Annotated in this window: 29 protein-coding genes; 15 read left to right on the top strand and 14 right to left on the bottom strand. The window is 58.1% G+C overall.

Features of this window, described 5'->3' with window-relative positions:
• Positions 1 to 29 precede the first annotated feature (29 nt).
• Positions 30 to 644: a hypothetical protein gene (locus ACR3E6_RS18005; RefSeq protein ID WP_171637189.1), complete on the bottom strand. Its 615-nt coding sequence runs from the start codon at positions 642 to 644 to the stop codon at positions 30 to 32.
• A 165-nt stretch (positions 645 to 809) separates the two neighbouring features.
• Between ACR3E6_RS18005 and ACR3E6_RS18000 the strand changes: the two genes are divergently transcribed.
• The 7 genes from ACR3E6_RS18000 to ACR3E6_RS17970 all read left to right on the top strand — a co-directional run bounded on the left by ACR3E6_RS18000 (position 810) and on the right by ACR3E6_RS17970 (position 7,056).
• A complete protein-coding gene (locus ACR3E6_RS18000) occupies positions 810 to 1,922 on the top strand; it encodes an S-(hydroxymethyl)glutathione dehydrogenase/class III alcohol dehydrogenase (protein ID WP_171637187.1) in 1,113 nt (370 codons plus the stop codon).
• A 1-nt stretch (position 1,923) separates the two neighbouring features.
• Positions 1,924 to 2,757 carry an S-formylglutathione hydrolase gene (gene fghA, locus ACR3E6_RS17995; protein WP_216598307.1) on the top strand — a complete coding sequence of 278 codons (834 nt, stop codon included), beginning with the start codon at positions 1,924 to 1,926 and terminating at the stop codon, positions 2,755 to 2,757.
• Between the two features lie 55 nt (positions 2,758 to 2,812).
• Positions 2,813 to 3,169, top strand: a complete 357-nt coding sequence (locus ACR3E6_RS17990) for a c-type cytochrome (RefSeq protein WP_480488528.1) — start codon at positions 2,813 to 2,815, stop codon at positions 3,167 to 3,169.
• A gap of 134 nt (positions 3,170 to 3,303) precedes the next feature.
• Positions 3,304 to 5,106, top strand: coding sequence for a lanthanide-dependent methanol dehydrogenase XoxF5 (gene xoxF5, locus ACR3E6_RS17985; protein WP_171637184.1), 1,803 nt, complete (start codon positions 3,304 to 3,306; stop codon positions 5,104 to 5,106).
• A gap of 69 nt (positions 5,107 to 5,175) precedes the next feature.
• Positions 5,176 to 5,679, top strand: coding sequence for a c-type cytochrome, methanol metabolism-related (locus ACR3E6_RS17980; RefSeq protein WP_171637183.1), 504 nt, complete (start codon positions 5,176 to 5,178; stop codon positions 5,677 to 5,679).
• Positions 5,663 to 6,505: a substrate-binding domain-containing protein gene (locus ACR3E6_RS17975; protein ID WP_371732279.1), complete on the top strand. Its 843-nt coding sequence runs from the start codon at positions 5,663 to 5,665 to the stop codon at positions 6,503 to 6,505. Before ACR3E6_RS17980 ends, ACR3E6_RS17975 begins: the two co-directional genes overlap by 17 nt.
• Positions 6,502 to 7,056: a PQQ-dependent catabolism-associated CXXCW motif protein gene (locus ACR3E6_RS17970; RefSeq protein ID WP_210093072.1), complete on the top strand. Its 555-nt coding sequence runs from the start codon at positions 6,502 to 6,504 to the stop codon at positions 7,054 to 7,056. The genes ACR3E6_RS17975 and ACR3E6_RS17970 overlap by 4 nt, the downstream gene beginning before the upstream one ends.
• Position 7,057: 1 nt before the next feature.
• Here ACR3E6_RS17970 and ACR3E6_RS17965 read toward each other — a convergent pair whose 3' ends face one another.
• From ACR3E6_RS17965 to ACR3E6_RS17955, 3 genes are read right to left on the bottom strand one after another with little or no spacing between them, the layout of a single operon-like run.
• Positions 7,058 to 7,876 carry a quinoprotein dehydrogenase-associated SoxYZ-like carrier gene (locus ACR3E6_RS17965; protein WP_480488525.1) on the bottom strand — a complete coding sequence of 273 codons (819 nt, stop codon included), beginning with the start codon at positions 7,874 to 7,876 and terminating at the stop codon, positions 7,058 to 7,060.
• A complete protein-coding gene (locus ACR3E6_RS17960; protein ID WP_480488524.1) occupies positions 7,873 to 8,793 on the bottom strand; it encodes a YncE family protein in 921 nt (306 codons plus the stop codon). The genes ACR3E6_RS17965 and ACR3E6_RS17960 overlap by 4 nt, the downstream gene beginning before the upstream one ends.
• A 10-nt stretch (positions 8,794 to 8,803) precedes the next feature.
• Positions 8,804 to 9,343, bottom strand: a complete 540-nt coding sequence (locus tag ACR3E6_RS17955) for an SRPBCC family protein (protein WP_171637179.1) — start codon at positions 9,341 to 9,343, stop codon at positions 8,804 to 8,806.
• A gap of 366 nt (positions 9,344 to 9,709) precedes the next feature.
• Here ACR3E6_RS17955 and ACR3E6_RS17950 point away from each other — a divergent pair, with 366 nt between their 5' ends.
• From ACR3E6_RS17950 to ACR3E6_RS17920, 7 genes are read left to right on the top strand one after another with little or no spacing between them, the layout of a single operon-like run.
• Positions 9,710 to 10,843 carry an ABC transporter substrate-binding protein gene (locus ACR3E6_RS17950; RefSeq protein WP_480489151.1) on the top strand — a complete coding sequence of 378 codons (1,134 nt, stop codon included), beginning with the start codon at positions 9,710 to 9,712 and terminating at the stop codon, positions 10,841 to 10,843.
• 12 nt (positions 10,844 to 10,855) lie between these two features.
• Complete coding sequence (locus ACR3E6_RS17945; protein ID WP_171205913.1) at positions 10,856 to 11,827, top strand: YVTN family beta-propeller repeat protein; 972 nt, start codon at positions 10,856 to 10,858, stop codon at positions 11,825 to 11,827.
• Positions 11,828 to 11,846: 19 nt separating this feature from the next.
• Positions 11,847 to 12,284: a cupredoxin domain-containing protein gene (locus tag ACR3E6_RS17940; protein WP_171170174.1), complete on the top strand. Its 438-nt coding sequence runs from the start codon at positions 11,847 to 11,849 to the stop codon at positions 12,282 to 12,284.
• 15 nt (positions 12,285 to 12,299) lie between these two features.
• On the top strand, positions 12,300 to 12,548 hold the full coding sequence (locus ACR3E6_RS17935) for a PepSY domain-containing protein (protein ID WP_480488522.1): 249 nt from the start codon (positions 12,300 to 12,302) through the stop codon (positions 12,546 to 12,548).
• Between the two features lie 20 nt (positions 12,549 to 12,568).
• The gene (locus ACR3E6_RS17930) at positions 12,569 to 13,534 is read left to right on the top strand and encodes an ABC transporter substrate-binding protein (RefSeq protein ID WP_480488520.1); all 966 of its coding nucleotides are present in this window, start codon (positions 12,569 to 12,571) and stop codon (positions 13,532 to 13,534) included.
• A gap of 6 nt (positions 13,535 to 13,540) precedes the next feature.
• Positions 13,541 to 14,290: an ABC transporter permease gene (locus tag ACR3E6_RS17925; protein WP_480488518.1), complete on the top strand. Its 750-nt coding sequence runs from the start codon at positions 13,541 to 13,543 to the stop codon at positions 14,288 to 14,290.
• Positions 14,287 to 14,883 (top strand): ABC transporter ATP-binding protein, encoded by a 597-nt coding sequence (locus tag ACR3E6_RS17920; protein WP_480488516.1) that lies wholly within the window; start codon positions 14,287 to 14,289, stop codon positions 14,881 to 14,883. The genes ACR3E6_RS17925 and ACR3E6_RS17920 overlap by 4 nt, the downstream gene beginning before the upstream one ends.
• Before the next feature lie 2 nt (positions 14,884 to 14,885).
• On the opposite strand, the gene pqqE is transcribed toward ACR3E6_RS17920, so the two are convergent.
• The 10 genes from pqqE to ACR3E6_RS17870 all read right to left on the bottom strand — a co-directional run bounded on the left by pqqE (position 14,886) and on the right by ACR3E6_RS17870 (position 23,065).
• A complete protein-coding gene (gene pqqE, locus ACR3E6_RS17915) occupies positions 14,886 to 15,998 on the bottom strand; it encodes a pyrroloquinoline quinone biosynthesis protein PqqE (protein WP_480488514.1) in 1,113 nt (370 codons plus the stop codon).
• Positions 15,998 to 16,270 carry a pyrroloquinoline quinone biosynthesis peptide chaperone PqqD gene (gene pqqD / locus ACR3E6_RS17910; RefSeq protein ID WP_171723951.1) on the bottom strand — a complete coding sequence of 91 codons (273 nt, stop codon included), beginning with the start codon at positions 16,268 to 16,270 and terminating at the stop codon, positions 15,998 to 16,000. Before pqqD ends, pqqE begins: the two co-directional genes overlap by 1 nt.
• Positions 16,270 to 17,019: a pyrroloquinoline-quinone synthase PqqC gene (gene pqqC / locus ACR3E6_RS17905; protein ID WP_171723912.1), complete on the bottom strand. Its 750-nt coding sequence runs from the start codon at positions 17,017 to 17,019 to the stop codon at positions 16,270 to 16,272. The genes pqqD and pqqC overlap by 1 nt, the downstream gene beginning before the upstream one ends.
• Positions 17,016 to 17,912, bottom strand: coding sequence for a pyrroloquinoline quinone biosynthesis protein PqqB (gene pqqB / locus ACR3E6_RS17900; protein WP_171723911.1), 897 nt, complete (start codon positions 17,910 to 17,912; stop codon positions 17,016 to 17,018). Before pqqB ends, pqqC begins: the two co-directional genes overlap by 4 nt.
• A gap of 23 nt (positions 17,913 to 17,935) precedes the next feature.
• Positions 17,936 to 18,037: a pyrroloquinoline quinone precursor peptide PqqA gene (gene pqqA / locus ACR3E6_RS17895; protein WP_117873022.1), complete on the bottom strand. Its 102-nt coding sequence runs from the start codon at positions 18,035 to 18,037 to the stop codon at positions 17,936 to 17,938.
• A 102-nt stretch (positions 18,038 to 18,139) separates the two neighbouring features.
• Complete coding sequence (locus ACR3E6_RS17890; RefSeq protein ID WP_480488511.1) at positions 18,140 to 18,823, bottom strand: response regulator transcription factor; 684 nt, start codon at positions 18,821 to 18,823, stop codon at positions 18,140 to 18,142.
• Between the two features lie 4 nt (positions 18,824 to 18,827).
• On the bottom strand, positions 18,828 to 20,429 hold the full coding sequence (locus ACR3E6_RS17885; protein ID WP_480488509.1) for a sensor histidine kinase: 1,602 nt from the start codon (positions 20,427 to 20,429) through the stop codon (positions 18,828 to 18,830).
• Positions 20,426 to 21,217, bottom strand: a complete 792-nt coding sequence (locus tag ACR3E6_RS17880) for an ABC transporter permease (protein WP_171723909.1) — start codon at positions 21,215 to 21,217, stop codon at positions 20,426 to 20,428. Before ACR3E6_RS17880 ends, ACR3E6_RS17885 begins: the two co-directional genes overlap by 4 nt.
• On the bottom strand, positions 21,214 to 21,960 hold the full coding sequence (locus ACR3E6_RS17875; RefSeq protein ID WP_480488507.1) for an ABC transporter ATP-binding protein: 747 nt from the start codon (positions 21,958 to 21,960) through the stop codon (positions 21,214 to 21,216). The genes ACR3E6_RS17880 and ACR3E6_RS17875 overlap by 4 nt, the downstream gene beginning before the upstream one ends.
• Before the next feature lie 220 nt (positions 21,961 to 22,180).
• Positions 22,181 to 23,065, bottom strand: coding sequence for a LysR family transcriptional regulator (locus tag ACR3E6_RS17870; protein WP_480488505.1), 885 nt, complete (start codon positions 23,063 to 23,065; stop codon positions 22,181 to 22,183).
• A 108-nt stretch (positions 23,066 to 23,173) separates the two neighbouring features.
• On the opposite strand from ACR3E6_RS17870, the gene ACR3E6_RS17865 reads away from it, so the two are divergent.
• Entirely contained in the window at positions 23,174 to 24,439 is a 1,266-nt protein-coding gene (locus tag ACR3E6_RS17865) for a serine hydroxymethyltransferase (protein WP_480488503.1), read from the top strand.
• Positions 24,440 to 24,546 lie beyond the last annotated feature (107 nt).

Below are 24,546 nucleotides of genomic sequence, written 5' to 3'. Positions count from 1 at the left end.
TGTCCCTCCTTGCCCCCGAGGGCGCTGCGTCAACCCTGGTCTGAGGTCAATTGTTGCAGCATTTGCGAAATCGCGAACAGGCGCCGCTCGATGATTTGCGGCGTTTCACACAGATAGGTGATCGAGCGTTGACGGTCAGAATAGATAAGCTGATCCCAATCCAGCTGCTCTTCCAGGGCGTCAACGCGGTCATGGTCGGGCGGGTCGGAAGACAGGGCTTGGTCCATTTCCACCCTGGCCAGATCAATCTTTTCTGCCAGATCGATCTGCTTGAGCGAAAACTCTCCGATCCCCGCGATGATGTGCTTGCGCCTTTTGGACAAGGTGTCAAAGACGCGCTGGAACACCTGACCCAGAATATCCGGATCCCCATTGTACCGCGCGGCGAACTCTGCAACCTGGGGCCGAAGGTCTTCCAGTTCGATCCGCCTCAGGGCCAACAGCCCGGCGATTTCGTCGATGTCGGCAGTGTTTTTAGCGGTTTCGCCGTCAACAACCTGATACGGCCACATGAGGCCCAGCGAAAGGTCCTCGACCTTGCGCTGAATGCACGGCCATGTTGGATCGGAGAAATCCGCAGCCAAGCCAGGGCCAGCCGCACCCAGACAGGCCAGCGCCAAAACAATCAGCTTGCCGTTTGACATCACAGCTTTCCTCCACGCGGACATCATGCATGAAATGTGCGCGCGAAGTCCATTCAACCCAATACACACCATTGTCTTAATTGTTTGCACGTGGTGCTCGCCCCCATACTCGACCCAAGCTGCCGGACTGCGGTTGATTCCGGTGCCATGGGAGGACAGACGGAGATGAGAACACGCGCGGCGGTTGCTGTGGCGGCAGGCCAACCTCTGGAAATCATGGAGGTTGAGCTGGACGGCCCGAAAGCAGGTGAAGTCCTGATCGAGGTCAAGGCGACCGGTCTATGTCATACGGATGAGTTTACCCGTTCCGGAGATGACCCCGAAGGGATTTTCCCTGCAATTTTGGGCCATGAGGGTGCCGGGGTTGTTCTGGAGATCGGGGAAGGCGTTACCAGCCTAACCGTCGGCGATCACGTGATACCGCTGTACACACCCGAGTGCCGCGAATGCGAATATTGCCTGAACCCCAAGACAAACCTGTGTCAGAAAGTGCGGGCGACTCAGGGTGCCGGTCTGTTGCCGGATGGAACGACCCGGTTCAGCATGTTGGATGGCACACCGATCCACCACTACATGGGCTGTTCGACTTTTGCCAATCACACCGTGGTGCCCGAGATTGCGCTGGCCAAGGTGCGCAAGGATGCGCCGTTTGACAAGATTTGTTACATCGGCTGCGGCGTGACCACCGGCATCGGGGCCGTTATCAACACCGCCAAGGTCGAAATTGGTTCGCGTTGCGTGGTCTTTGGTCTGGGCGGGATCGGCCTGAACGTCATTCAGGGCTGTCGCATGGCGGGCTGTGATCAGATCGTTGGTGTCGACCTGAATGACGGCAAGGCCGAAATGGCGACTCATTTCGGTATGACCGATTTCGTGAACCCCTCGAACGTCAGCGGTGATATCGTGGCGCATCTGGTCGAACTGACCGGCGGCGGTGCGGATTATAGCTTTGATGCGACCGGCAATGTCGGCGTGATGCGGACCGCTTTGGAATGCGCACACAAAGGTTGGGGTGAAAGCATCATCATCGGGGTGGCACCCGCTGGCGCCGAGATTTCAACGCGTCCGTTCCAGCTGGTCACCGGCCGGTCATGGCGCGGAACCGCGTTCGGCGGTGCCAAGGGCCGGACGGATGTTCCGAAGATCGTGGATTGGTACATGGCCGGGAAGATCGAGATCGACCCCATGATCACGCACAAGCTGACGCTTGATGAAATCAACCACGGCTTTGACCTGATGCACCAGGGTAAATCGATCCGCGCGGTCGTGGAGTACTGACATGGGTTTGAAAACCATCTCGCAAAACCGCAGTTTCGGAGGGGAGCAGACCGTGTACTCCCACGCGTCCGAGACCTGTGATTGCGAGATGACCTTTGCCGTCTACCTGCCGCCTCAGGCCAAATCCGGCCCGGTGCCGGTGTTGTGGTACTTGTCCGGCCTGACCTGCACCCATGAAAACGCGATGACCAAAGGCGGATTTCAGGAGGCGGCCGCGGATTACGGTGTTGCGGTTGTGTTTCCCGATACGTCCCCGCGTGGTGACAATGTTGCCGATGATGACGCCTATGATCTGGGGCAGGGGGCCGGGTTTTACGTGAACGCCACCCGGGACCCGTGGCGGGCCCATTTCAGGATGTATGACTACATCGTCGACGAACTGCGCGACATCGTACTAAAGAATTTCCCTGTGCAGGATCGTCACGGGATCACGGGCCATTCCATGGGTGGGCACGGTGCGATTACGATCGCGATACGCAACTCCGACAAATTCGGGTCTCTTTCGGCATTTGCGCCGATTGCGCACCCGACGCGGTCGGATTGGGGCCGTAAACAGCTCAGCAGCTATCTGGGTGACGACGAAAACACCTGGGTCGCGCATGACGCCACCCTGCTGCTGGAAGAGCACGGCTGGAAAGGTGACCTGCTGATTGATCAGGGCGCGGATGATCAGTTCCTTGATCTGCTCAAACCCGAAGCGTTGGCCAACATGATGGCAAAGCGCCGCCAGCCCGGACAGATCAGAATTCAGGAAGGGTATGACCATTCGTATTTCTTCGTGAACAGTTTTGCGCGCGACCATGTCGAATGGCACGCGGAACGTCTCAGCCAATGAAAATAGCAAGGAAAGATTGATAGTGATCAGAACGGTATTCGCAGCAACCTGCCTCATGCTTTCCCCCGCCTTCACAAGTGCCGAAGGCGACCCCGAAGCGGGTGAGAAAGTCTTTCGCAAGTGCAAGGCCTGCCATGCGGTGGGCGAGGGGGCTGAAAACAAGGTGGGGCCGATGCTGAACGGCATTGTTGGACGTCAGGCCGCAACCGTAGAAGGATTTGGCTATTCACCGGTGTTGATTTCGCTGTCCGAAGAAGGGCTGGTTTGGACACCCGAAGAACTGGACGCGTTTCTGACGAAACCGCGCGACTACGCGAAGGGGATCAAGATGACCTTCGCCGGGCTGCGAAAAGAGGACGATCGGGCCAACATCATAGCATATCTTGCGACCTTTGAGGACAGCGGGTCGTAGGAGATCGCATTGCTCTCCCACCTAAGCGACCGGAAAACCGTCGGTCGGGGCGAGCATCAACAGACACCGTAATCCGACCTGGGTGAGGTGTTGCAATGCAGAGAGAGATCGCTGCACGAAAGGGAGGAGATTGAATGAAAAATCTATCGCTTTGGACCTCCGGGATTGCCATTGCACTGGCCACCACGGCCTATGCAAATGACGACCTGGTTGCCCAGATGGAGAACGCAAAACAATGGGCGATCCAGACGGGTGACTACAAAAATCAGCGCTATTCCGAACTGGATCAGATCAACGCAGACAATGTAGGTGATCTGCAAGTGGCGTGGACCTTCTCGACCGGTGTTCTGCGCGGGCACGAGGGTTCACCGCTGGTGATTGGTGACATGATGTATGTCCACACGCCGTTCCCGAACATTGTCTATGCTCTGGATCTGGCAAATGAGGGCAAAATCGTCTGGAAGTATGAGCCCAAGCAGGATCCGGACGTGATTCCGGTCATGTGCTGTGACACGGTGAACCGCGGTGTGGCTTATGCGGATGGCAAGATCTTCCTGCATCAGGCCGACACCAAGGTTGTGGCGCTTGATGCCAAGTCCGGCGATGTCGTCTGGGAAGTCCAGAATGGCGACCCGGCGATTGGTGAAACCAACACGGCCACGGTGTTGCCAATCAAGGACAAGGTCATCGTCGGTATCTCGGGTGGCGAATTCGGTGTGCGCGGGTCTGTTACGGCCTATGATATGAACTCGGGCGAGCAGGTCTGGCGGGCCTATTCCATGGGGCCGGATTCGGACATTCTTGTTGATCCGGAAAAGACCACCCATCTGGGTAAGCCGGTTGGCGCGGACTCGGGTACAAACACCTGGGAAGGCGATCAGTGGAAGATCGGCGGCGGCACCACATGGGGCTGGTATTCCGCGGATCTGGACGAGAACCTGATGTACTATGGCACCGGGAACCCGTCGACCTGGAACCCGGCGCAGCGTCCGGGCGACAACCGCTGGTCGATGACCATCATGGCGCGTGACATCGACACCGGCGTGGCAAGATGGTTCTACCAGATGACGCCGCATGATGAATGGGACTATGACGGCATCAATGAAATGATCCTTACGGAACAGGAAATTGATGGCGAGCAGCGCAAGTTGCTGACCCATTTCGACCGCAACGGTCTTGGTTACACCATGGACCGCGTGACGGGCGAGCTGCTGGTGGCCGAAAAATTCGACCCGGTTGTGAACTGGACAACTGGCGTCGACATGGATCCCAACAGCGAAACCTATGGCCGCCCGGCCGTGGTTGCGCAGTATTCGACGGAACAGAACGGCGAGGACGTGAACTCGACCGGTATCTGCCCGGCGGCTTTGGGCACCAAGGACCAACAGCCTGCGGCCTATTCGCCGAAGACTCAGTTGATGTATGTGCCAACCAACCATGTCTGCATGGATTATGAGCCGTTCCGCGTGTCCTATACCGCTGGTCAGCCCTATGTGGGTGCAACTCTGGCAATGTATCCGGCACCAGACAGCCATGGTGGCATGGGCAACTTCATTGCCTGGGACAACACTGATGGAAGCATCAAGTGGTCACTGCCAGAGCAGTTCTCGGTCTGGTCGGGTGCGCTGGCGACAGCGGGTGACGTTGTCTTCTATGGAACGCTCGAAGGGTATCTGAAGGCTGTTCATGCAGAAACAGGTGAAGAACTGTACAAGTTCAAAACGCCCTCTGGCATCATCGGCAACGTGATGACGTACGAGCAAGGTGGCAAGCAGTATATCGGCATCCTGTCCGGTGTCGGTGGCTGGGCCGGTATCGGTCTGGCGGCTGGTTTGACCAACCCGAATGACGGTCTGGGCGCCGTGGGTGGCTATGCCGCACTCAGCGACTATACCGCGCTGGGCGGTCAGCTGACCGTGTTCGCATTGCCGAACTAAGCCAAAGATCTGGCCGGCGCGGTTCAATCGGGCCGCGCCGGTATTCACTTGAAAAGAAACGAGCGTTCCATGAACCATTCTGTACGTCTTCTGGCTTCAATTCTTGCATTGTGCCTTCCTGTTGCCGCGATCGCTGACAATCTGGCAGTCGCGTATTCCGAAGATGGACGGTATTACACCGAAGACGATATCCCGACATTCAACGTGGCCGAGGATGGAACCGTGGACTGGATGACATTTTCGGGCTTCCGGCGCTATCACGCGGAATGCCATGTCTGTCACGGCCCGGATGGCGAGGGCTCGACCTATGCGCCGGCTCTGAAAGAGTCTGCGTTGGAAATGGATTATTACGACTTCGTTGATGTCGTCACCAATGGCCGCCAGGTGGTGAACGCCGCTGAAAACTCGGTAATGCCGGGATTTGGCGACAACCCGAATGTGATGTGCTTTCTGGATGACATTTATGTATACTTGAAGGCTCATGGATCGGGCGCGATCCCGCGTGGCCGCCCGCCCAAGAAAGAGGCGAAATCCGACGTGATCCGCGAGGATGAAGATGCGTGTATGGGCTAAGGCCTGCCTGCCGATTTTCGGACTTTGCGTCTGGCTTTGTCAGGCAGTGCCCGTGTCGGCGCAGACGTCTGACCTGGTTTCAAGAACGGCTTTTCGCGTCTGTGCGGATCCAGCCAACTATCCCATGTCATCCGAGGATGGATCGGGATTTGAAAACAAACTGGCCGAATTGATTGCCGCAAAGCTGGAATTGCCCGTGCAATATGTCTGGTTTCCGCAGGCGACGGGCTTCATACGGAACACGCTGGCCGCCAAACGTTGCGATGTGGTGATCGGTTATGCGCAAGGTCATGAGCTGGTGCAGAACACCAACCACTACTACACGTCCGCCTATGCGCTGATCGTGCCGATGGACAGTGATCTGGCCCAGGTGAACAGGCTGAACGCTCCCCTGCTCAAAGGGAAACGGATCGGGATCGTGGCGGGTACACCACCCGCGGCTCATATGGCGCGGAACGGGCTGATCGGGCAAGCCAAGCCTTATAACCTCTTCGTTGACCGACGTGTGGAAAGCCCGGCCATCGACATGCTGGATGACCTGCAAACAGGTGAGATCGATGCGGCCATTCTTTGGGGTCCGCTGGGCGGACCACTGGTCAAGGCAGACTATCCTGATTTCAAGGTGATCCCGCTGGTCAAGGAAGAGCTGCCACCGCGCCTGTTCTATCGCATCACCATGGGCGTGCGGCAGGGTGAGAAGGTATGGCAAAGACAGCTGAATTCCCTGATCCGGCGTAACCAGGGCGGGATCAATTCGTTATTGGCCGAGGCCGGTGTTCCCTTGGTGAATGATCTGGGGACAGAGGTTCTGGACCTGTCGCAATGATGCGGGCAACGGTGGCAATTGCGTTGATCTCGACTGCTGCAATAGCGCAGACAGTACCCGAACCAGGTGATTATCGCATGGACCACTACCGCGCGCCGGTGCCGGATCAGATAACCGGCGGGACGGTCATCGGCCCGGAAGAGGCGTACGGCCTATGGCAGGAACAAAGCGTCGCGTTCATCGACGTTTTGCCGCAGCCGCCCAAACCGGCCAATCTGCCTGAAGGCACGATCTGGCGCGACAAGCCGCGCGACAGCATTCCGGGATCACTGTGGTTGCCTAATGTCGGCTACGGCGCAATTGCCGATGTTACGACAGACTATTTTCGTACCGGTCTAGAAGCCAGCACCGATGGCGATATCGACCACGGTCTCGTGTTCTTTTGTCTGGAAGATTGCTGGATGAGCTGGAATGCCGCCCGACGCGCAATCGAATGGGGATACACCAAAGTCTATTGGTTCCCGGAAGGTACCGACGGCTGGGCCTTGTGGGGCTATCCGCTGGAACGGGTAAAGCCAGCCCCGGGCCAGCCCGTTGCCGGAGGCGGCTGATCTAAAAACCCGCCAGTTTTTTGTGTAAGTGACTGACCGTGCCGTCCGTATCCGTCATGGTCACGTCAACCGCTTGCGCCCTGCTTGGAACGGAAATGCCGACCCTTGGGTTTTCGGACAGTGAAATCGACCCCGTCATCTGGACATAGCCCGCGCCATCAAGATCGATATCCACGGTCTCTACATATCGCATCGGAATGAACAGCAGGGAAATCTGATCCATCTGCATTCCGGAATGCGACGGGTGATCAATGTTCAGATCCATCTTGTTGGCCCGGCTCGCCCCCAGGCTGGACAATCGTGCCCGCGTGTTCAACGCAGGGACGCGGCCCACCAGTTCGGCCTCCATCGTTCCAAGGTTTGCCAACGCCAGTTCCGGATCAGTTCCGGGAGGTGCCGCGCAAGCGCCAAGGCCCGAGGTTTTGACGAAAGTTTCCGATACCCAAAGGCGGCCATCCGTGGTTTCGGCGATGACATGCATCGGGGTCGGGCCGTTCACGCGCATGGTCACGTCGAAGTAGAAACCCGGCAACGGTTCTTCCAACTCGAACACGGCAGAAACCGGCATCGGGTTTTCGTCCAGCACCAACGTCACCTTGGCCACTTTCGTCCCCTGAGGGGCCGCAACCTGAGCCGCCAGTTGAGCCCGCGCATCATCGGGCGTGCGATAGGGGGCATCAATCGCGATGAACGCATCTCCGTTTTGCATCAGTCGGTCGCCATACAACATCGCTCGGACATTTTCCCATGCCTCGTTGGATGCCCAAACCGGAGCCGCCAGCACACAGAACAGGACTGCAATCAGATGATAAACTTTCATGGTCGTCCTCCTTGCAGGAACCTGCCAAAGGCACGGGGCCCATCACAGGTTTCCATAGTTTCTACCACCGACAGTGCCTGCGGGTCCACGATGCTGACAGTGTTGTCGAACCAGTTTGCGATGACCAGAAGATCTTCGCCCGCCGTCGCATCAATGCCTTCGGGGTATTCTCCAACATCAACCACGCCCTCATGTTCGAGCGTGTCCAGAGATATGACGCTGAGCGTATTGGCATATTGGTTCGTGACGAACGCCCGGCCGTGGGCGAAAGCGATACCGTACGGGCGTTCCCCGACCGGGACCGTTGCGAGAACGGCGCCGGTTTCCGCATCGACCACGGTGACATCATTGCTGCCGACATTGCCGACGAACAGACGCCCATCCGGGTCAAAACGCAGCCCGAAGGGGCGTGATCCAACCGGGCTGCGGTGCAGAGGCTGAAGAGTGTCGGCATCGAAAACCGACACCTGGTCCGCGTCCTTGTCGGCCGACGCCAGAAAACGCCCGTCTTTCGACATCGCAATACCCGCCGGGGCGGCTCCGGTGGGCAACTCGGATTGAACTTTCAGAGTTTCACTGTCCAGCACCCACAGTCGGGCGTTGTACCAGTCCGAGACGAAAACCCGCCCGCGATCCTGATCCAGTGCGATTCCAATCGGCCCCCCTTCAAGCGTAACTTGTGCGATCGTTTCACCGGTCTCGGCAGACAAACGCCTGACCATCTTGCTGTCCGGGGACACGGTGAACAGCGTCTCATCCAGACCAACCGCCACACCCGCAGGCTTGCCAGGAAGGGGCCAGCGGGCCGTTTCCTGCATCCGCGCAAGATCCATCCGGCTTAGTTCCTCACCGTTCTGACAGGTGATGAATGCTGTCTGTGCCAGTGTCGGGCTGCCAGAGAGCGCCAAAAACAACATCAGCAGTTGGCTAACTTGCCGCACCGAACCGCTCGATCAACGCGTCGAGACCCGCCTGATAGACGCCGGTCACGGCGGCAATGGCGGCTTCGTCATTCAACTCGGCCGGAGGATCGTTGTTTGGATACCCGCGATAGAAGGCACCGCGCCATTCGATGATCGAACCACCTCCGTCGCGCGGTTTTACCGTCAGATGCGACGAATAGTTGGTGACAGGCAGCACCTCTACCGCGACCTCGGTGATCCGGTAGGAGTAGCTCATTTTTTCCGCGCTGTACTTGTACAGAATTTCATTGATCGTCGGACCGCCTTCCTGGCCAAGTGTCAGCAATCGGGTCGCATCGACCTCGTTGCCGCCGTTTCCTTCGGTCGCAAACACAGCCGGATGCCACGACATGTCATCAAAGTTCCCGACAACGGCCCAGACTTCCTCTGGTGAGGCTGCGACCTCGGCAGTCAGCGTGACTTTCTGCCGGGTCGGCCCGTGGGCCCAAACCAGACCCGGAACCAGCAGAGCGGCGGTTGCGGCAAGAAGAAATCGTCGATGCATTCCATGTCCTCCCTGAATGCGCAGAGCGTTGGCAGACGCTGCGCGCTCGCGGCGTTTCTTCTGTCAGACCTGACGGCCGGGCGCACCTCGCCAGTCACCCGTCACATCCCCTGAAAAATCGGCGGGTGTCGCGGGAAACCGCAGCAAGATCAACCATATACGCGCATTCTTATAAAATAAGAATCGAGCTCAATGATGAAGCTGATAGGCTTTGTTTTACAACACGGCCAAAAGTATCGGTTCCGTTTTTCGGGGCGCTATGCTCCGGGTGTTTCAATCTGAACTCTGACTTTCAGGCAACGGGAGGACATCTTGAATACTCGCCTGCTGCCGCTGCTTGCGGCGCTTCTTTGGTGTGCATCCGCGATGACCGCCGCGGCGCTGGATGTGAAGGCTGCGGTGCTGCGAATCGACTATCCGTCGCTTCTGCCGATCTCGCGATATGATCTGAAACCGGACGACCTGGGGTTTGCCGGTGCCGCGCTTGGGGATGAGGATAACGGAACCACGGGCGGATTTCTGGGACATACCTACGAGACCATCACGATGGCCGTTCTGCCGGAAGAGGCTGACGCCGCAATGGACCAGATCCTTGCCGGAGGCGTGCGCCTGATCGTCCTTTTGGCCAAAGCGCCTGACATGTTGCGCCTGACGGACAAGGCGGCAGCGTCCGGGGCGCTTGTTTTCAACGTGTCTGCACCTGATGTCGATCTTCGCGACGCAAACTGCCGGGGCAACTTGCTTCATATCGCCCCGTCCCGCGCCATGAAGGCCGATGCGGTTGCACAGTTTGCCGTCTGGAAGAAATGGGGCGACTGGTTCCTGTTGGCGGGATCCAACCCCGAGGATGTCCAGCTTGCAGACGCGTATCGCCGCGCAGCCAAAAAGTTCGGCGCGAAGATTGCAGAAGATCGAACCTTTGCGGATACCGGTGGGTCTCGTAGAACGGATTCCGGTCACGTCCTTGTTCAGCGCCAATTGCCATTGGACACGCAGGATGCGCGAGACCATGACGTTGTGATTGCCGCAGACGAAACTGATTATTTCGCGCGCTATCTGTCCTATCACCTTTGGACTCCGCGCCCGGTGATGGGGTCAGGCGGCTTGCGTCCGACGACGTTTCACGGCGCGCATGAGGCATGGGGCGCGACCCAGTTCCAGACCCGTTTCGAGGATCTGACAGGCCGTTATGTCCGCCCCGAAGACTACAACACCTGGCTTGCACTGCGCGTGATCGGCGAGGCCGTGACCCGCGCCAGTACGGCAGAGCCCGAAGGTGTTCGGGATTATGCTCTGTCGGACGAGTTTGAGCTTGCCGCATTCAAAGGACAGAAAGTGACATTCCGCGAATGGAACGGGCAGTTGCGTCAGCCGATCCTTCTGTATGACGGGTCGATCACTGTCAGCGTCAGTCCGCAAGAGGGGTTTCTGCACCAGGTCTCACCGCTCGATACGATGGGATTGGATCGGGCGGAATCCAGCTGCCGCGCATTTGAGTAACCGGAGGTATTGATGAAACGACTTTTGTTGACTGTTGCCTGTGCTGCGCTGACCGCGGGTCCCGTGTTTGCGGGCAAGGCTTTTGTCTCGAACGAGCGGGGCAATACGATTACCGTGGTTGATACCGAAACCTGGGAGGTGATCACCGAATTTCCAGGCGGCAACCGACCGCGCGGGATCACCGTCAGTCCGGATGGCGGCACGCTGTATGTCTGTGCCTCGGATGACAATATCATCCGGGTATTTGATACAGAGACCTATGAAGAACTTCCCAGTTTGCCCTCTGGTCCGGACCCCGAACTTTTCATTCTCGAACCCTCGGGCAAGCGGCTCTATATCGCCAATGAGGACGACAATCTGGTGACGGTCACGGACACTGAAACACGCACCATTCTGGCCGAGGTTCCGGTCGGCGTCGAGCCCGAGGGCATGGGGATCAGCCCCGACGCCAAGTTCGTGGTCAATACGTCCGAGACCACCAACATGGCGCATTTCATTTCCACCGAGGATTATTCTATCAAGCATAATGTCCTGGTCGACCAGCGCCCGCGCTATGCCCAGTATACAGCGGATGGAAAGCGCCTGTTCGTGACATCGGAAATCGGCGGAACCGTCACGGTCATGGATATTGCAGAAGACGGAACGCCGACGGTTGTCGGCAAGATCAGCTTCGAAGTAGCGGGCGTGCAGCCGGAATGGTTGCAGCCTGTCGGTGCCAAGGTGACATCGGATGGCAAACGCCTGTTCGTTGCTTTGGGGCCCGCAAACCGGGTTGCCGTCGTTGACGCGCAAAGTCTTGAAGTGCTGGACTATATCTTGGTGGGGCAGCGGGTCTGGCAGTTGGACTTCACACCGGACGAAAAATATCTGCTGACCACGAATGGCAATTCAAACGACATCACCATCATCGATGTCGCCTCTGAAAAGGCGATCAAATCGGTGCAGGTCGGGCAACAGCCCTGGGGTGTGGTGACCATTGACTGAAGTTCTGGGAGGGACAGGAATGAAGAAACTTATGATCGCGGCCATGGTCGCGGCGCTCGGTGGGCCGATATCGGCGGCACCTCTTTGCGATGATCTGGGATTTGCCGGGCTTCTGGCGAAATGCAACCGCGGGGAAACCATCAAGCTGACGCTTGCTTCGGGGCAACCGTTGGGTGAGGACGTGGTTCTGCAATCCGGCGCGTATTACAAGCTTGAGATCACCGCTGACGGTTCGGCGGAATTGGCCATCGAGGGGCCGTCTTTCTTTCGCGCGATCTGGATGAATGAGATCGTGATCAACAAGATCGAGATCCGTCCTATGGCGGTGGACAGCATCGAGTTTGACAAGGCCGGCGTCGCCGAATTGTCGTTTATCGCGATCAAACCCGGCAGTCATGAAATTCGCATCCCCGGTTCCACCGGTGACACGCAACGCATTACGGTGAGTATTCAGTAACGGAGAGATAACGTCATGAAAAGATTTGCTATGTTGATAACCGTCGGGCTTCTGGCGGCCCCGGCTTTCGCCGACGACATTGACGCCGAAACGGTGGCAAAGATCGAGGCCTATCTTGTCTCTGTCGAGTGCCAGATGGACCCGGATGACATCGAGGTTGAAGATGATGGTTATGATCTGGACGATGTCATCTGCAAGGGCGGCAACCAGTTCGACATCAAACTGGACAAAGACTTGAAGGAAATCAGCCGAAAGGCGGAATAGCGATTGAACGGGATCGGGTCATGTTCAAACTTCTTGCCGCGTGCCTTGCATTTGCACTCAGTTCGGGGGCTTTGGCCGCCGAGACCCTGCCGACCATTCGCGCGGCCGTACTCAAGATCGGAACGGTGAATTGGGAGCTTGAGACCATTCGCCGGAACGGTCTGGATCGGAAACATGGCTTTGTCCTTGATGTTCAACCGTTTGCCGACAATGGCGCAACGCGTATCGCGGTCGAGGGGGATGAGGCTGATTTGGCGGTTGCCGACTGGATTTGGGTTGCGCGTCAAAGGGCTGCCGGCAAGGACTATGTGTTCATCCCTTATTCCAAAGCCGTGGGCGGGGTGGTTGTGCCCGCTGGCAGCCCGGCAACCAGTTTGAAGGACTTGGCGGGCGGCAAGATCGGCATCGCGGGTGGACCGCTGGATAAATCCTGGCTGATCCTGCGCGCCTATGCAGCAAAGGAATACGGGATGGACTTGAAAGCCGACACCGAACAGGTGTTCGGTGCGCCGCCTCTGATCTTCAAATCTGCTTTGAACGGCGATTATGCCGGGGCGATCAATTTCTGGCATTTCCTGGCCAAGATGAAAGCGTCCGGCATGAAAGAACTGATCTCGGTTGAGGATGCCGGGCAGGCCTTGGGGCTCGACACCAATACGCCCTTGCTGGGCTATTACCTGAAAGAGAGTTTTCTGAACGAACACCCCGACCTTGCGCAAAGCCTGTTTGCCGCCAGCCGCGACGCCAAGGACCTGCTGGCCAATTCGCCCAAGGCATGGGAGGCGATCAGACCGCGGATGAACGTCAAGTCCGATGCACAGTTTGAACAACTCAAGCTCGATTGGATCGCCGGTATTCCCGATCGCCGCCCGGTAGATGCGGTCGCGGCCAACAGGATGCTGGAACTTATGGCCGAATTGGGCGGGGCTGAACTGGTGGGCGCTGCGACGACTGTGCCGCAGGGTCTTTTTGCTGACGTGGAATAGGATCAGATGCAAAATGCGCGCCTCACGCCGCTTTTGTCTATCGCAGGCCTTGTGGCCTTGTGGATTGTTGCGGCGTCGCTGACCGCAGACCCTCAGATACTGCCGCAACCCTGGGACCTGGTCCCCAGATTTCATCAAGAGCTTGCGTCAGGAGAGTTGCTGCGCAGCCTTGGCGCGACCCTGTCCCGCGTGATCTGGGCGTTTGTGCTGGCAATGACTTTGGGAACGATCATTGGCCTGGCCATGGGCCGGTCGGATGCGCTGAACCGCTGGCTTGATCCATGGCTGGTTGTCTTCCTGAACCTGCCCGCGCTGGTTCTGATCGTGCTGTGCTACCTCTGGATCGGGTTGACCGAGGCTGCGGCGATCACGGCGGTTACGCTGAACAAAATTCCCAATGTCGCGACGATCCTCCGAGAGGGCGGCCGGGCGCTGAGCCGGGATCTGGATGCGTTGGCACGGGTCTACCGGATGCCGTGGCAAAGGCGACAGCGTCATGTGATCCTGCCGCAGCTTGCCCCGTTCATCGCAGCTGCCGCACGGTCCGGGCTTTCTCTGATCTGGAAGATCGTGCTCGTGGTCGAGTTTCTTGGGCGCTCATCCGGTGTCGGGTTTCAGATCCATTTGTATTTTCAGCTGTTCGATGTGGCAATGGTGCTGGTCTACGCGTTTTCGTTCATTGCTGTCATGCTGGTTGTCGAATGGCTGGTTCTTCAACCTTTGGAGCGCAATGCTCGACGGTGGAGAACTGCATGATCAGAATTGACATCCAAAGGAAGCGCTTTGAACACCACGCCGTTCTGGGCCCCATTGCATTTGACATCGCCGCTGGGGAAACGGTCGCGCTGACCGGACCATCGGGCATCGGAAAGACGACGCTGCTGCGATTGGTGGCAGGCATTGACCCGGATTTCGAAGGCCAGATCGTGCAGCCGGATCGGCTTGCCATTGTGTTTCAGGAACCCACTTTGCTGCCATGGCGTTCGGCTTTCGATAATCTCGCCCTGATCCATGGTGACCTGTCGCAGGCTGACATTGACGCCGCGCTGTCAGACGTCGGCCTGGACGGAAAGGGGGATTTGTTTCCCGGTCAATTGTCATTGGGTCAGCAGCGCCGGCTTTCTCTGGCGCGCGCCTTTGCCGGGCAGCCTGAATTTCTGATTATGGACGAGCCTTTTGTATCACTGGATACCGAAACGGCAGAGACGATGTTGACTCTGACCGAGGACCTCATCACGCGGCATCGCCCGGCGACCCTGTTCGTGACGCATTCCAAACCCGAAGCACGGCGGCTTTCCGACCGGATCCTGACCCTGGTACCCGGGCCCAGCGGTGCGGTTCTTGGTTAGGGTCATTCCGCAGGCTCTCTCGCCGCACCGGGTGCGGTACGATATGTGAAGGGTGCATCCGATTTGGCGGCATGTTCGTTTGCCTGGTTTTGCAGGGTCTGATGGTGGGGTGATTTGATGCAAACCGGATCAGTGGCGCTTGCGTCTCCGATAACGGCCATGGCCTGACAGCGGCAGCCACCAAAATCAATGGTTTTGCGTTCGCAGGTTTTGCACGGGTCCGACATCCAATCCGTTCCGCGATAGGCATTGAACGCGCTGCCATGGAACCAGATATCCGCAAGCGGTTTGTCCTGTACCCGGTCAAATGTCAGATGCGGGATGGACTGAGCCGCATGGCAGGGCAGAACCTGACCGTCTGGCGCCACGTTCAGCCCGGTTGTCCCCCAGCCGCCCATGCATCGCTTGGGGTAGTCGTCGTGATAGTCCGCTGGAACATAATCGATGACCAGTTGCCCCTTGAGGTCTTTCCTGGCCTCGGCCACCTGTCGCGTCACCTGTTGCGCCTGTTCCCGCGTCGGCATCAACGCATCCCTGTTCCGCAAGGCCCAGCCGTGGAACTGCACTGTTGCAACTTCGATCCGCCGGGCACCCATCTCCTGTGCCAGTTCCAGCGCCCGCGGCAGTTGGTAGGCATTGTGACGGTGCAGCACGAAGTTCAGGGTCAGCGGAAACCCGATCTTCTTGATCCATTCGACCGTTTTCATCTTGCGGTCAAACCCGCCGCGATAGCCGCCTACCTTATCCGCCATCGCGGCGTCGGTGCCCTGAAGAGAAAGCTGGATATGGTCCAGGCCGACTTCGTCCAGCTCATACAGGCGTCGCTCGGACAGGCCGATCGCCGACGTGATCAGGTTGGTGTACAACCCGGCCTCACGCGCGGAATTGACCAGTGCAACCAGATCGCGGCGGGATGCGGGTTCGCCACCGGACAGATGCAATTGCAAGACACCAAGTGCCGCCGCTTCTCTGAAAACACGTGCCCAGCTTTCGGTATCCATTTCATTGTCGAGTTTGGCCATTTCGACTGGGTTGGAGCAATAGGGGCAGGACAACGGACATCTGTGCGTCAGCTCGGCCAGCATGGCAATGGGGGGAGGGGGTTTTACCTGCATCAGATGACATCCAGAAAGCGACGGGCCCGAAGGGCATCCAGAAACCCCGAGCTGTCTTCGACAATCTGTTCTTCCGGGGCGTTGTATTGCCTGGACAGTCTCGCGGTGATCTGACCAAAGCTGCGTTGGCCGTCAACTTCGCTCAGAATCGCATGTCCGATCTGATCCAACGTCACGGCCCGTTCAGGTGCCAGCAGAACCCATTGTTCTCGCACGGAATCGAAATGGATGCGGACACCACGCGGTAGCAAGGGGACCTCCTGCGCCAACATTACGACGCCTGCCGCATCCGTAAACCGGTGTCCGGCTTCCATGCCCCCGGAGGAATTCGGGCAGGTTCGACATAGGCGCCCCACAGGGCATCCAGCTGCGACCAGAGGACATCGGTTTTGAATATCAGTGCCTTGGCTGCCGCGTCCTGTTTTTCAGCGGTGTCGGCATGATCCAATACCCATGCCAGACCAAAGGCCACATCCTTGGGGGCTTCTTTCAGGCGGTTGCGGAAATAGGCAAGCGAGCTGTCATCCGCAAAATCGTAATGCCGAAGCAGGCCTTCGATCCTGTTGGCATGAATCTTGGGAGCAAACAATTCAGTGAGTGAGGCCGCAACCGCTTCCAGCAACGATTTTTCGCGGACGTATCGCACGTAAGCGTCCACCGCAAATCTGGTGGCAGGCAATACGCCGTCGCATGAGGCGACATAGTCCGGATCCAGACCGACGGCTTCGGCCAGTCGCAACCAGCGCCGGATACCACCTTCGTTGTCTTCCGTGCCGTCATGATCTTCGATCCGCGACCGCCAGGCTCGGCGCAGCGCAGGATCTTCTACACGCGACATGAAGGCGGCGTCCTTCATCGGGATGGAATGCTGATAATAGTAGCGGTTGATCACCCAGGCCCGCACTTCGTCAGGCGTGCATTGACCACCGTGCAGGCGATGATGAAACGGATGAAGGTCGTGGTAACGCTCGGCTCCGATCTGACGAAGTCGGGCCTCGAACTCTTTGTGGCTTTGGGTCATAGCGTTATCTCCATGCCATCCTGGCCTATCGTCCAGCCTTTCGCCCTTGCCCGGGCGTTCTCGGCGCTGTCGGGGCGCAGAACCGGATTGGTGTTGTTCATGTGGATGAACACTTTCCGGCCGATTTTCATATCGGCGAAACCAGCGATCGATCCATCGGGGCCGTCCATCGACATATGGCCCATGCGCTTGCCCGTTTTCTGACCCAACCCGGCCTGCACCATTTCCGTGTCGTGCCAAAGCGTGCCGTCGAAAAACAAAAGATCGGCCTCGTCAAGTCGGGCGCGCAGCTCGGGCGTCAATGCGGCACAGCCCGGTATGTAATATGCCGTCTTCCCCTGCGCGCTCAGCGCCACTCCGACGGTTTGTTCGCCAACCAATTCGGTTTCGACATGTTCCCCTTCCAGATACAGAGGCACTTTGCCGGGCACCGAAAACAATGTTGCCTGCAAGCCGGGAACCAGATCGAACGTCTGATTCAACGAGATAGGCGCGCGAGTCACGACCGAGGCGTTCAAGGCGTCGAAAATCGGGTTCTGCGCGATGACGTCCTGAATGCTCTGGGTTGCAAACAGCGTGAATGACTGCATCTCGCGCAGCGTCAGCAAGCCGGCCACATGGTCGATGTCACCATTTGTCACCAGCACCGATTGAATCGGCACCTCTCGCAACCCGGACGGATACAGGACAGGCGTATTGCCGATCTGCGTTCGAATATCCGGAGACGCGTTCAGGATGGCCCAGTTCTGGCCATCGGGTGAGACCGCGAGTGATGATTGCGTCTGCGCCGGGATATGTCCGCTTCGGGCCAGATTGCAGTTTTCACATCCGCAATTCCATTGCGGAAGGCCGCCGCCAGCAGCGGCCCCAAGTATTATTGCGCGCAACGTCATTTAATGTTGGCGCTTGCAGCTGATCAAATCAGGCCGCCACCGCGCTCATCGTCGTGATCGGGGCCGTACATGTTGATTTCCATGCCGCATTCGATTTCGCGAATAACAGGTCTGTTCCAAGCCATATCAGGGTCCTCCTCCTAGAATGTGCTTGCGAGCAATGTGGCAGGTCTCATGCGCCCGTGCGACTCTTAATTCATAAGAAGGATTTAGACTTTGGTCGGTACTCAGGCGTCATCTGACAGTGGAGCAGTTCCCTGAAGGCAGAAGCCTTGATTGCGTATGGTTTTGATTTCAAATCCAAAGTCATCCGCCCCCAATTTCTTTCTCAGATATCCGATGTAGACGTCCACCACGTTTTCGTTACTGGACCCGTCCTGTGACCAGAGCGTGTCAAACAGTTCTCCTCGGGATATTGGCGATCCGGCCTTGCTGTTGAGCAGTGTGAGCAGTTCGAATTCACGTTCGGTGAGCGCAATGCGTGTCTCGCGGATCGAAAGTGTTCTGTCCCGCGACGACAGGCGCGCGGGGTCCGGGCGCTGAGACAGCACGCGTTGTTCCTGTACCTGCAACCGGGCGACAAGCTCATCAAAGCTGAACGGCTTAATGACGTAATCATCGGCCCCGGCTTCAAGCCCGGCGGCACGATGATCGACATCGGAAAGGGCAGACAACATCAATATCGGGATTCCGACCCCGGCAAGACGCGCGGCCCGGACCAGTTCGATACCACTGTCGGTTCCCAGCATGACATCGACAATCGCGCCCGAGAATACACCGCTTTTCAACCGCTCCAACCCTTGGTCGGCGCGGTTTTCAGCCTCGGCTGAGTAGCCGTGCAGCGACAGGCCCCGGACAAGGGCCGACGTGATTCTGGGGTCGTCATCTATGATCAGCAGTCTGGAGACCATTTTTCTATGCCTCCGCCAGTGGTAGTCGAATGCAGACATTTGTACCGGCATTTGATCCCAAGGCGTCTTCACGCGGAACCGGGCTTGCCACCGAAATGGTTCCTTCATGGGCCTCTATAACCCACCTGGCCAGTGCCAGCCCGACACCGAAACCCTGACTGTTTGCTGCCCCTCCTTGTACAAACCGCTCGAAGATCCGGGTTTGGGCGCCGTCGGGAATTCCGGGGCCGTTATCGGTCAGCTGTATTTGAACGCCACCATCAACCGATTGACCGGACAGCAACAACGCCTTCCCGTCCCGCGCATGTCGGATCGCATTGCGTATCAGACTGAGCAGGACCTGACGAATCCAGTTCAGGTCACAGTGCAACGAACAATCCGGGAAGTCGCCCGTTTCAAGCTGCATGTCGGCGCCGTCGATTTCAGGTTGAATGTCGCTCACAACTGTTTGCATCAGATCGCATAGTGCAACGTTGGTTGGTTCCAGAGCCAGCTCACCGGTTTCGGAACGGGCGACGCGCAGCAAATCATCGATTCTCTGGTTCAGTTTTGCCGCGCTGCTTTCGATTGTTGCCAACGCCTCTGGCGCGTTCTGGTTATCCCTCTGGCCTATCTGAGCTTCCATCATGATGACCGTCAGCGGTGTGCGCAGTTCGTGACTGACATCAGCAAAAAAGCGGCGCCGGTTTTCGTCGATCTTGGACAGGGACTCATTTGCAGCGCTCAGTTCGCAGGTTCGCTGGGCAATGGTCTCGTTCAACCGGGCCCATTCTGCGTCAACCTCGGCCTGGCGTTTTCTCAATGCAGCGGCCATGCGGTTGGTCTCGCCATATAACTGGCCGATCTCATCATTGCGGGTTTGAGGCAGCGAAATTGCGAATTCGGATCGGCCGACCTGAACCGCCGCGTTGCGCAGCCGATCCAGACGAGAGAACTGCGGTCGCACCAGGCCAAAATAGAACCACGCCGTGCTGAGCAAGGCGAACAGTGCCAGTGCCAGTGCCGCCCAGGTCAGAACCCAGCGGGTCCTTTCGATTCCCGCCATGACGGAGTTTCGAAACAGTACCTCGGTATTCACCGCCTGGCTGAGAAGGGGATCAAACGCCGACGCAAACGAGTCGACATAGGCGCGGAGCTGGGCCTGATCGGCGTCTGCGTCGGCTAGCCCTTCCAGCGTGCTGGCCAGCAGCGCCTCCATTCTGGCCAGACCCAGGGATTGGGTTCCGTATCGCGATTGTTCGTCCAGCCCCAGGGATTGAACCGCGGCAACGGCATCTTCCACATCGGAACGAAGGTTCAGAAACGTTGCCCCAATTTGGTCTTGGATCGGCGAAAGGCGATCGAGTCGAGACTCGACCGTTTGGCCGGTCTGTATCGACTCGGTTGCGATCACAAGAAATGTGGCCGCCTGGGTCGACAGAGCAGCATATCGTGCCATGCGGGTCTCCGATGCCAGTGCCGTTTCCAGGCGGCTGGCGACGGTCTGCATCCCGAAGTAAAGGATTGCGGCCGCCAGCAGGGTGCCTGATCCAAGCACGACGGCCCCAAGGCCCAAGCGTGTTTTCAGAAGCAGACTCCGCTTTGCGGTTTGTGGCGCGGCCGTCATGATTTCCGCCTCATCAGGCCCCGGGCCGGGTCGTACCCCCAAACGGCGATCGCGCTCAGTATCGCGGTTGACGCCAGAACCCACAGCAGGGCCCCCCAGTTGATCTGCAAGTAAAGCAGAAACCGGATCAACTCGACCACATGCGTGAAAGGATTGAGCGCACAGATATCACGCAGCAATGGCGAGCTTTCAGCCATTTTCCACAGCGGATAAAGGGCGGAGGACAGGAAGAACATCGGGAAGATGACAAAGTTCATCACCCCGGCAAAATTCTCCAGCTGCTTGACGAAACTGGACAGCACCAGCCCCAGCGCGCCCAGCATCAGACCACCCAGAACCAGCCCCGGCAAAACCGCGACATATCCGGGTAGGGGCAGGACAATGCCGAACACAGCGGCCAATGCGAGAAACGTATAGACTTGCAGGATGGATATCGCCGTTGATCCCAGCAGACGGCAGAACAAAAGCCACCAGCGCGGGAACGAGCTGGTCAGCAGAAGGCGCATCGAGCCCATCTCGCGGTCGTAGACAAGGCTGAGCGAGCTTTGCATCCCATTGAACAACAGAACCATCGCACACAGGCCGGGGACGATATAGGTCTCGTAAGTGATATAGGTCTGGTAGGGTGGAATGATCGACAGGCCGAGGGCCGCGCGAAACCCTGCTGCGAAGATCAAAAGCCAAACCATTGGCCGAACCAGAGCTGCCAGAAATCGTTCGCGTTGATGGATGAAACGCAGAAACTCGCGTCCGATGATGGCGCGGGCGACTCCCAGGAATCCGTTCATGTCGGGACCTCGGTTCGGGACAGGAACCAATCGGACAGTGTTTGATTCCCCCGCAGGCGGCCCACCTGCCCACTGGCAAGAATCTGACCGCGATGCAGAACCAGAAGCTGGTCGTCGTCGCGCATTTCATCTGTCAGATGCGTGGCCCACAAGACGCACAGCCCCTGTTCCGCCAGGTCGTGCACATGGTCGGTTATCGCGTGCCGAGCCGCGGCATCAAGCCCAACGGTCGGTTCGTCCAACAGCAACACCGAAGGTTCGTGCAACAGGGCCCGAGCCAGCTCCATACGGCGGCGATGACCGCCATTGAGATCGCGCACTCGTTCCCCGGCGCGGTCGCGCATGTTCAGCCGATCCAGCGCCGCGTCGATACGGCCGGGGACTTCGGATCGCGACAACCCATGCAGAGCTGCGAAATAGGCCATGTTCTGGCGCACCGTCAAACCCAGATCCAGTGTCGGTTGCTGAAAGACCACGCCAAGCTTTGCCAGCGCCCTGCGTGGGGATTGGCGCAGATCATGGCCCGCGACCGTGATTTCACCGTCCGGCGCCACAAGCAATCGCGTGAGCAGCGACACCAGTGTCGATTTCCCGGCCCCATTCGGACCGAGCAGACCACAGAACATCCCCGCCGACACGTCAAAAGAGACAGCATCCAAAGCCGTCTTGGCGCCATAATGAAAGCTCAGGTCGCGTACGGCGAGACCAGGATCGGTTTCCGCCGAGGGGCGCGCGTCTGACATTCTTCCTCCGTCCCGAACCATGGTTCTTGACAGCAGCTTGCATCGTCGGGCCGCGTTTCTCAACCTTCCAGTCCGAGGCTGGACCACGACTTAAGTATGTGAAGGTTCACGGATTTGATGGGATTGCCCGAAGGATCCGTCGCCAAATTTGGCCAGCCGAGACTGTCAGGGGAAGGCGGGCCTAATTGGCGGGAACAACCCGTTTTGCGGACACCGCTCTTCAGTTTGCGTTCAGCAAAAACGATCTTAACTCTTTGAACGCGGGGGATCTGCTGAATGAGGGTGTGAATTTGGCTACCATTGCGCGGGGCAGCTTCAACGAGGCCGAAAACGGGCGAACCAGGTCGCCATTGTCCAGCAAGTTCTGAACCAGAACTTCGTGCGCCATCAACACGCCGCCGCCATGACGCGCCTCCTCCAGCGCGACGGAATACAACGAGTGCACGGTTCCCGTCTTCGGTACACGTGGGCCATCTGGTTGGCTGTTCAGCCAATTGTCCCAATCATCTGCCCATGCCCCGTCATGGAGAAGTGTTTCCTTCGAAAGATCCGAAACAGAATTCAATCTGTTCGCGACCGAAGGGGCGCAAACCGGGAAAATCACATCTTCGGCAATTTTGATTTCGTTGATGCCGATCGGTTCACCGGAAAAAAACAAAGTCATGTCAAATGGTTCACGCGTAAGGTTTGGCGGCGTTTCAAGGGCCACGACAGACACGGATAAATCCGGGGCAATTCGCCTTAGCGTTCCAAGCCGCGGGGCCAGCCACAACTGCGCGATCGATGGCAACGCAGCAACCTTGACCTTCCGAGGCAAGGCCTTGCTTCGAAGTTCCTGCACGGCCATTCCCAATTGGTCAAACGCCTGGGTGAACCCGGGCAAAAGCTCTTCGGCAAGCGCCGTCATCTCGACCCCTCGGGCGTTTCGAACAAAAAGTTGGGTGCCGGCCCAGGCTTCCAGGGTCTTGACGTGCTGAGTTATCGCGCCCGGAGTAACGGATAGCTCGTCTGCCGCCGCAGCAAAACTGCCCAGCCGAGCCGCTGCCTCAAATGCTCGGAGGGCATTGAGATGTGGGCCTTTCGGGCGACGAGGAGAAAGTGACATCACTTGAGCCTTAGTTTTTCTGCGGCAAATAAATAGCAATACTGATTTGCTTCGGCCAGTGGAACTCTGGAATTTTGGAGAAAACGCAATCGCATCGGAGGAGCCCGGATGTCGCGGCACTTTGAAAACCCAGTTGGGATGACCGACCCCGTCGTCGCAGAAGCTCTTGCAAACGAGAAAAAGCGCCAGCAGGACCAAATTGAGCTGATCGCGTCCGAAAATATCGTCAGCCGCGCGGTGCTGGATGCTCTCGGGCATGAGATGACCAACAAGACGCTTGAAGGGTATCCGGGAAACCGGTTCCACGGGGGCGGTCAGTTTGTCGACGTCGTCGAGCAGGCGGCAATCGACCGCGCCAGGGAACTGTTCGGATGCGACTATGCCAATGTTCAGCCCCATTCCGGCAGCCAGGCGAACCTTGCTGTTTTCTTTCTGCTGCTTAAGCCTGGCGACAGGGTTTTGTCGCTGGATCTGGCTGCCGGCGGTCATCTGAGTCACGGCCTGAAGGCCAACCTGTCGGGTCGCTGGTTCGAACCGCATCATTATGGTGTCGATGCCGAATCCGAGGTCATTGACTGCGATGCGCTGGAAAAACTGGCCGAGGAAATCCGGCCAAAGCTGCTGATCGCGGGTGGGTCTGCCTATCCACGGGAAATCGACTTCGGGCGCATGGGGCAAATCGCCAGGAAGGTTGGTGCGCATTTTCATGTGGACATGGCCCATATTGCCGGGCTGGTCGCCGCGGGCGTGCATCCTTCGCCTTTTCCGCATGCGGACATTGTGACGTGCACCACGACAAAAACACTGCGTGGTCCTCGTGGCGGGCTGATCCTCACCAACAACGAGGACTGGTTCAAGAGGCTGCAATCTGCGGTTTTCCCCGGCGTTCAGGGTTCGATCCACAGCCAGGTTCTGGCGGCCAAAGCGGTTTGCCTTGCCGAAGCGCTTACGGATGAGTTCAAGGACTACGGAGCGCAGGTCAAAGCCAACGCCGCCAAACTTGCAGAAACCTTGCAGTCCCGGGGGTTGCGTATCGTGTCCGGTGGTACTGACACGCATCTGGTGCTCGTGGATCTCAGCCCCAAGGGTATCACAGGCAAACGCGCCGAGGCCGTTCTGGAAAAGGCCAATATCACGACCAACAAAAACGCGATCCCCAATGACAGCACGCGACCGTCAGAATGGGTTGGATTGCGCCTGGGCGTGAGCGCGGCAACGACCCGCGGCATGAAAGAGGCCGCGTTCGACCAGTTGGCAAACGTGATTGCGGATTTGATCGAAGCTGAGGCCACGGGTGATACCGACGCGACAATTCCGCGCTGCAAAGCCTCGGTCGCAACGTTGTGCAAATCGTTCCCCATCTATCCAGCGTAGTCACTGCGTGCCCGGTGGCAGGGTCCATTGACCGCTCTGGACCATTGGTGTGAGCGCGTCACCGCTGCGCCATGGCAACGCATGCCTGATTGGGTGTTTGGGCTGTA

It is taken from the genome of Ruegeria sp. AL3 (genome assembly GCF_056536065.1).
The sequence above is the reverse complement of the archived record's forward strand: the minus strand, read 5'-3'. Positions and strand labels throughout refer to the sequence as shown.

Coding starts and splice junctions, on each gene's coding strand:
- ACR3E6_RS18005 (WP_171637189.1), bottom strand. CDS start 644: ATGTCAAACGGCAAGCTGATTGTTTTGGCGCTGGCCTGTCTGGGTGCG.
- ACR3E6_RS18000 (WP_171637187.1), top strand. CDS start 810: ATGAGAACACGCGCGGCGGTTGCTGTGGCGGCAGGCCAACCTCTGGAA.
- fghA (WP_216598307.1), top strand. CDS start 1,924: ATGGGTTTGAAAACCATCTCGCAAAACCGCAGTTTCGGAGGGGAGCAG.
- ACR3E6_RS17990 (WP_480488528.1), top strand. CDS start 2,813: ATGCTTTCCCCCGCCTTCACAAGTGCCGAAGGCGACCCCGAAGCGGGT.
- xoxF5 (WP_171637184.1), top strand. CDS start 3,304: ATGAAAAATCTATCGCTTTGGACCTCCGGGATTGCCATTGCACTGGCC.
- ACR3E6_RS17980 (WP_171637183.1), top strand. CDS start 5,176: ATGAACCATTCTGTACGTCTTCTGGCTTCAATTCTTGCATTGTGCCTT.
- ACR3E6_RS17975 (WP_371732279.1), top strand. CDS start 5,663: ATGCGTGTATGGGCTAAGGCCTGCCTGCCGATTTTCGGACTTTGCGTC.
- ACR3E6_RS17970 (WP_210093072.1), top strand. CDS start 6,502: ATGATGCGGGCAACGGTGGCAATTGCGTTGATCTCGACTGCTGCAATA.
- ACR3E6_RS17965 (WP_480488525.1), bottom strand. CDS start 7,876: ATGAAAGTTTATCATCTGATTGCAGTCCTGTTCTGTGTGCTGGCGGCT.
- ACR3E6_RS17960 (WP_480488524.1), bottom strand. CDS start 8,793: ATGTTGTTTTTGGCGCTCTCTGGCAGCCCGACACTGGCACAGACAGCA.
- ACR3E6_RS17955 (WP_171637179.1), bottom strand. CDS start 9,343: ATGCATCGACGATTTCTTCTTGCCGCAACCGCCGCTCTGCTGGTTCCG.
- ACR3E6_RS17950 (WP_480489151.1), top strand. CDS start 9,710: ATGACCGCCGCGGCGCTGGATGTGAAGGCTGCGGTGCTGCGAATCGAC.
- ACR3E6_RS17945 (WP_171205913.1), top strand. CDS start 10,856: ATGAAACGACTTTTGTTGACTGTTGCCTGTGCTGCGCTGACCGCGGGT.
- ACR3E6_RS17940 (WP_171170174.1), top strand. CDS start 11,847: ATGAAGAAACTTATGATCGCGGCCATGGTCGCGGCGCTCGGTGGGCCG.
- ACR3E6_RS17935 (WP_480488522.1), top strand. CDS start 12,300: ATGAAAAGATTTGCTATGTTGATAACCGTCGGGCTTCTGGCGGCCCCG.
- ACR3E6_RS17930 (WP_480488520.1), top strand. CDS start 12,569: ATGTTCAAACTTCTTGCCGCGTGCCTTGCATTTGCACTCAGTTCGGGG.
- ACR3E6_RS17925 (WP_480488518.1), top strand. CDS start 13,541: ATGCAAAATGCGCGCCTCACGCCGCTTTTGTCTATCGCAGGCCTTGTG.
- ACR3E6_RS17920 (WP_480488516.1), top strand. CDS start 14,287: ATGATCAGAATTGACATCCAAAGGAAGCGCTTTGAACACCACGCCGTT.
- pqqE (WP_480488514.1), bottom strand. CDS start 15,998: ATGCAGGTAAAACCCCCTCCCCCCATTGCCATGCTGGCCGAGCTGACG.
- pqqD (WP_171723951.1), bottom strand. CDS start 16,270: ATGTTGGCGCAGGAGGTCCCCTTGCTACCGCGTGGTGTCCGCATCCAT.
- pqqC (WP_171723912.1), bottom strand. CDS start 17,019: ATGACCCAAAGCCACAAAGAGTTCGAGGCCCGACTTCGTCAGATCGGA.
- pqqB (WP_171723911.1), bottom strand. CDS start 17,912: ATGACGTTGCGCGCAATAATACTTGGGGCCGCTGCTGGCGGCGGCCTT.
- pqqA (WP_117873022.1), bottom strand. CDS start 18,037: ATGGCTTGGAACAGACCTGTTATTCGCGAAATCGAATGCGGCATGGAA.
- ACR3E6_RS17890 (WP_480488511.1), bottom strand. CDS start 18,823: ATGGTCTCCAGACTGCTGATCATAGATGACGACCCCAGAATCACGTCG.
- ACR3E6_RS17885 (WP_480488509.1), bottom strand. CDS start 20,429: ATGACGGCCGCGCCACAAACCGCAAAGCGGAGTCTGCTTCTGAAAACA.
- ACR3E6_RS17880 (WP_171723909.1), bottom strand. CDS start 21,217: ATGAACGGATTCCTGGGAGTCGCCCGCGCCATCATCGGACGCGAGTTT.
- ACR3E6_RS17875 (WP_480488507.1), bottom strand. CDS start 21,960: ATGTCAGACGCGCGCCCCTCGGCGGAAACCGATCCTGGTCTCGCCGTA.
- ACR3E6_RS17870 (WP_480488505.1), bottom strand. CDS start 23,065: ATGTCACTTTCTCCTCGTCGCCCGAAAGGCCCACATCTCAATGCCCTC.
- ACR3E6_RS17865 (WP_480488503.1), top strand. CDS start 23,174: ATGTCGCGGCACTTTGAAAACCCAGTTGGGATGACCGACCCCGTCGTC.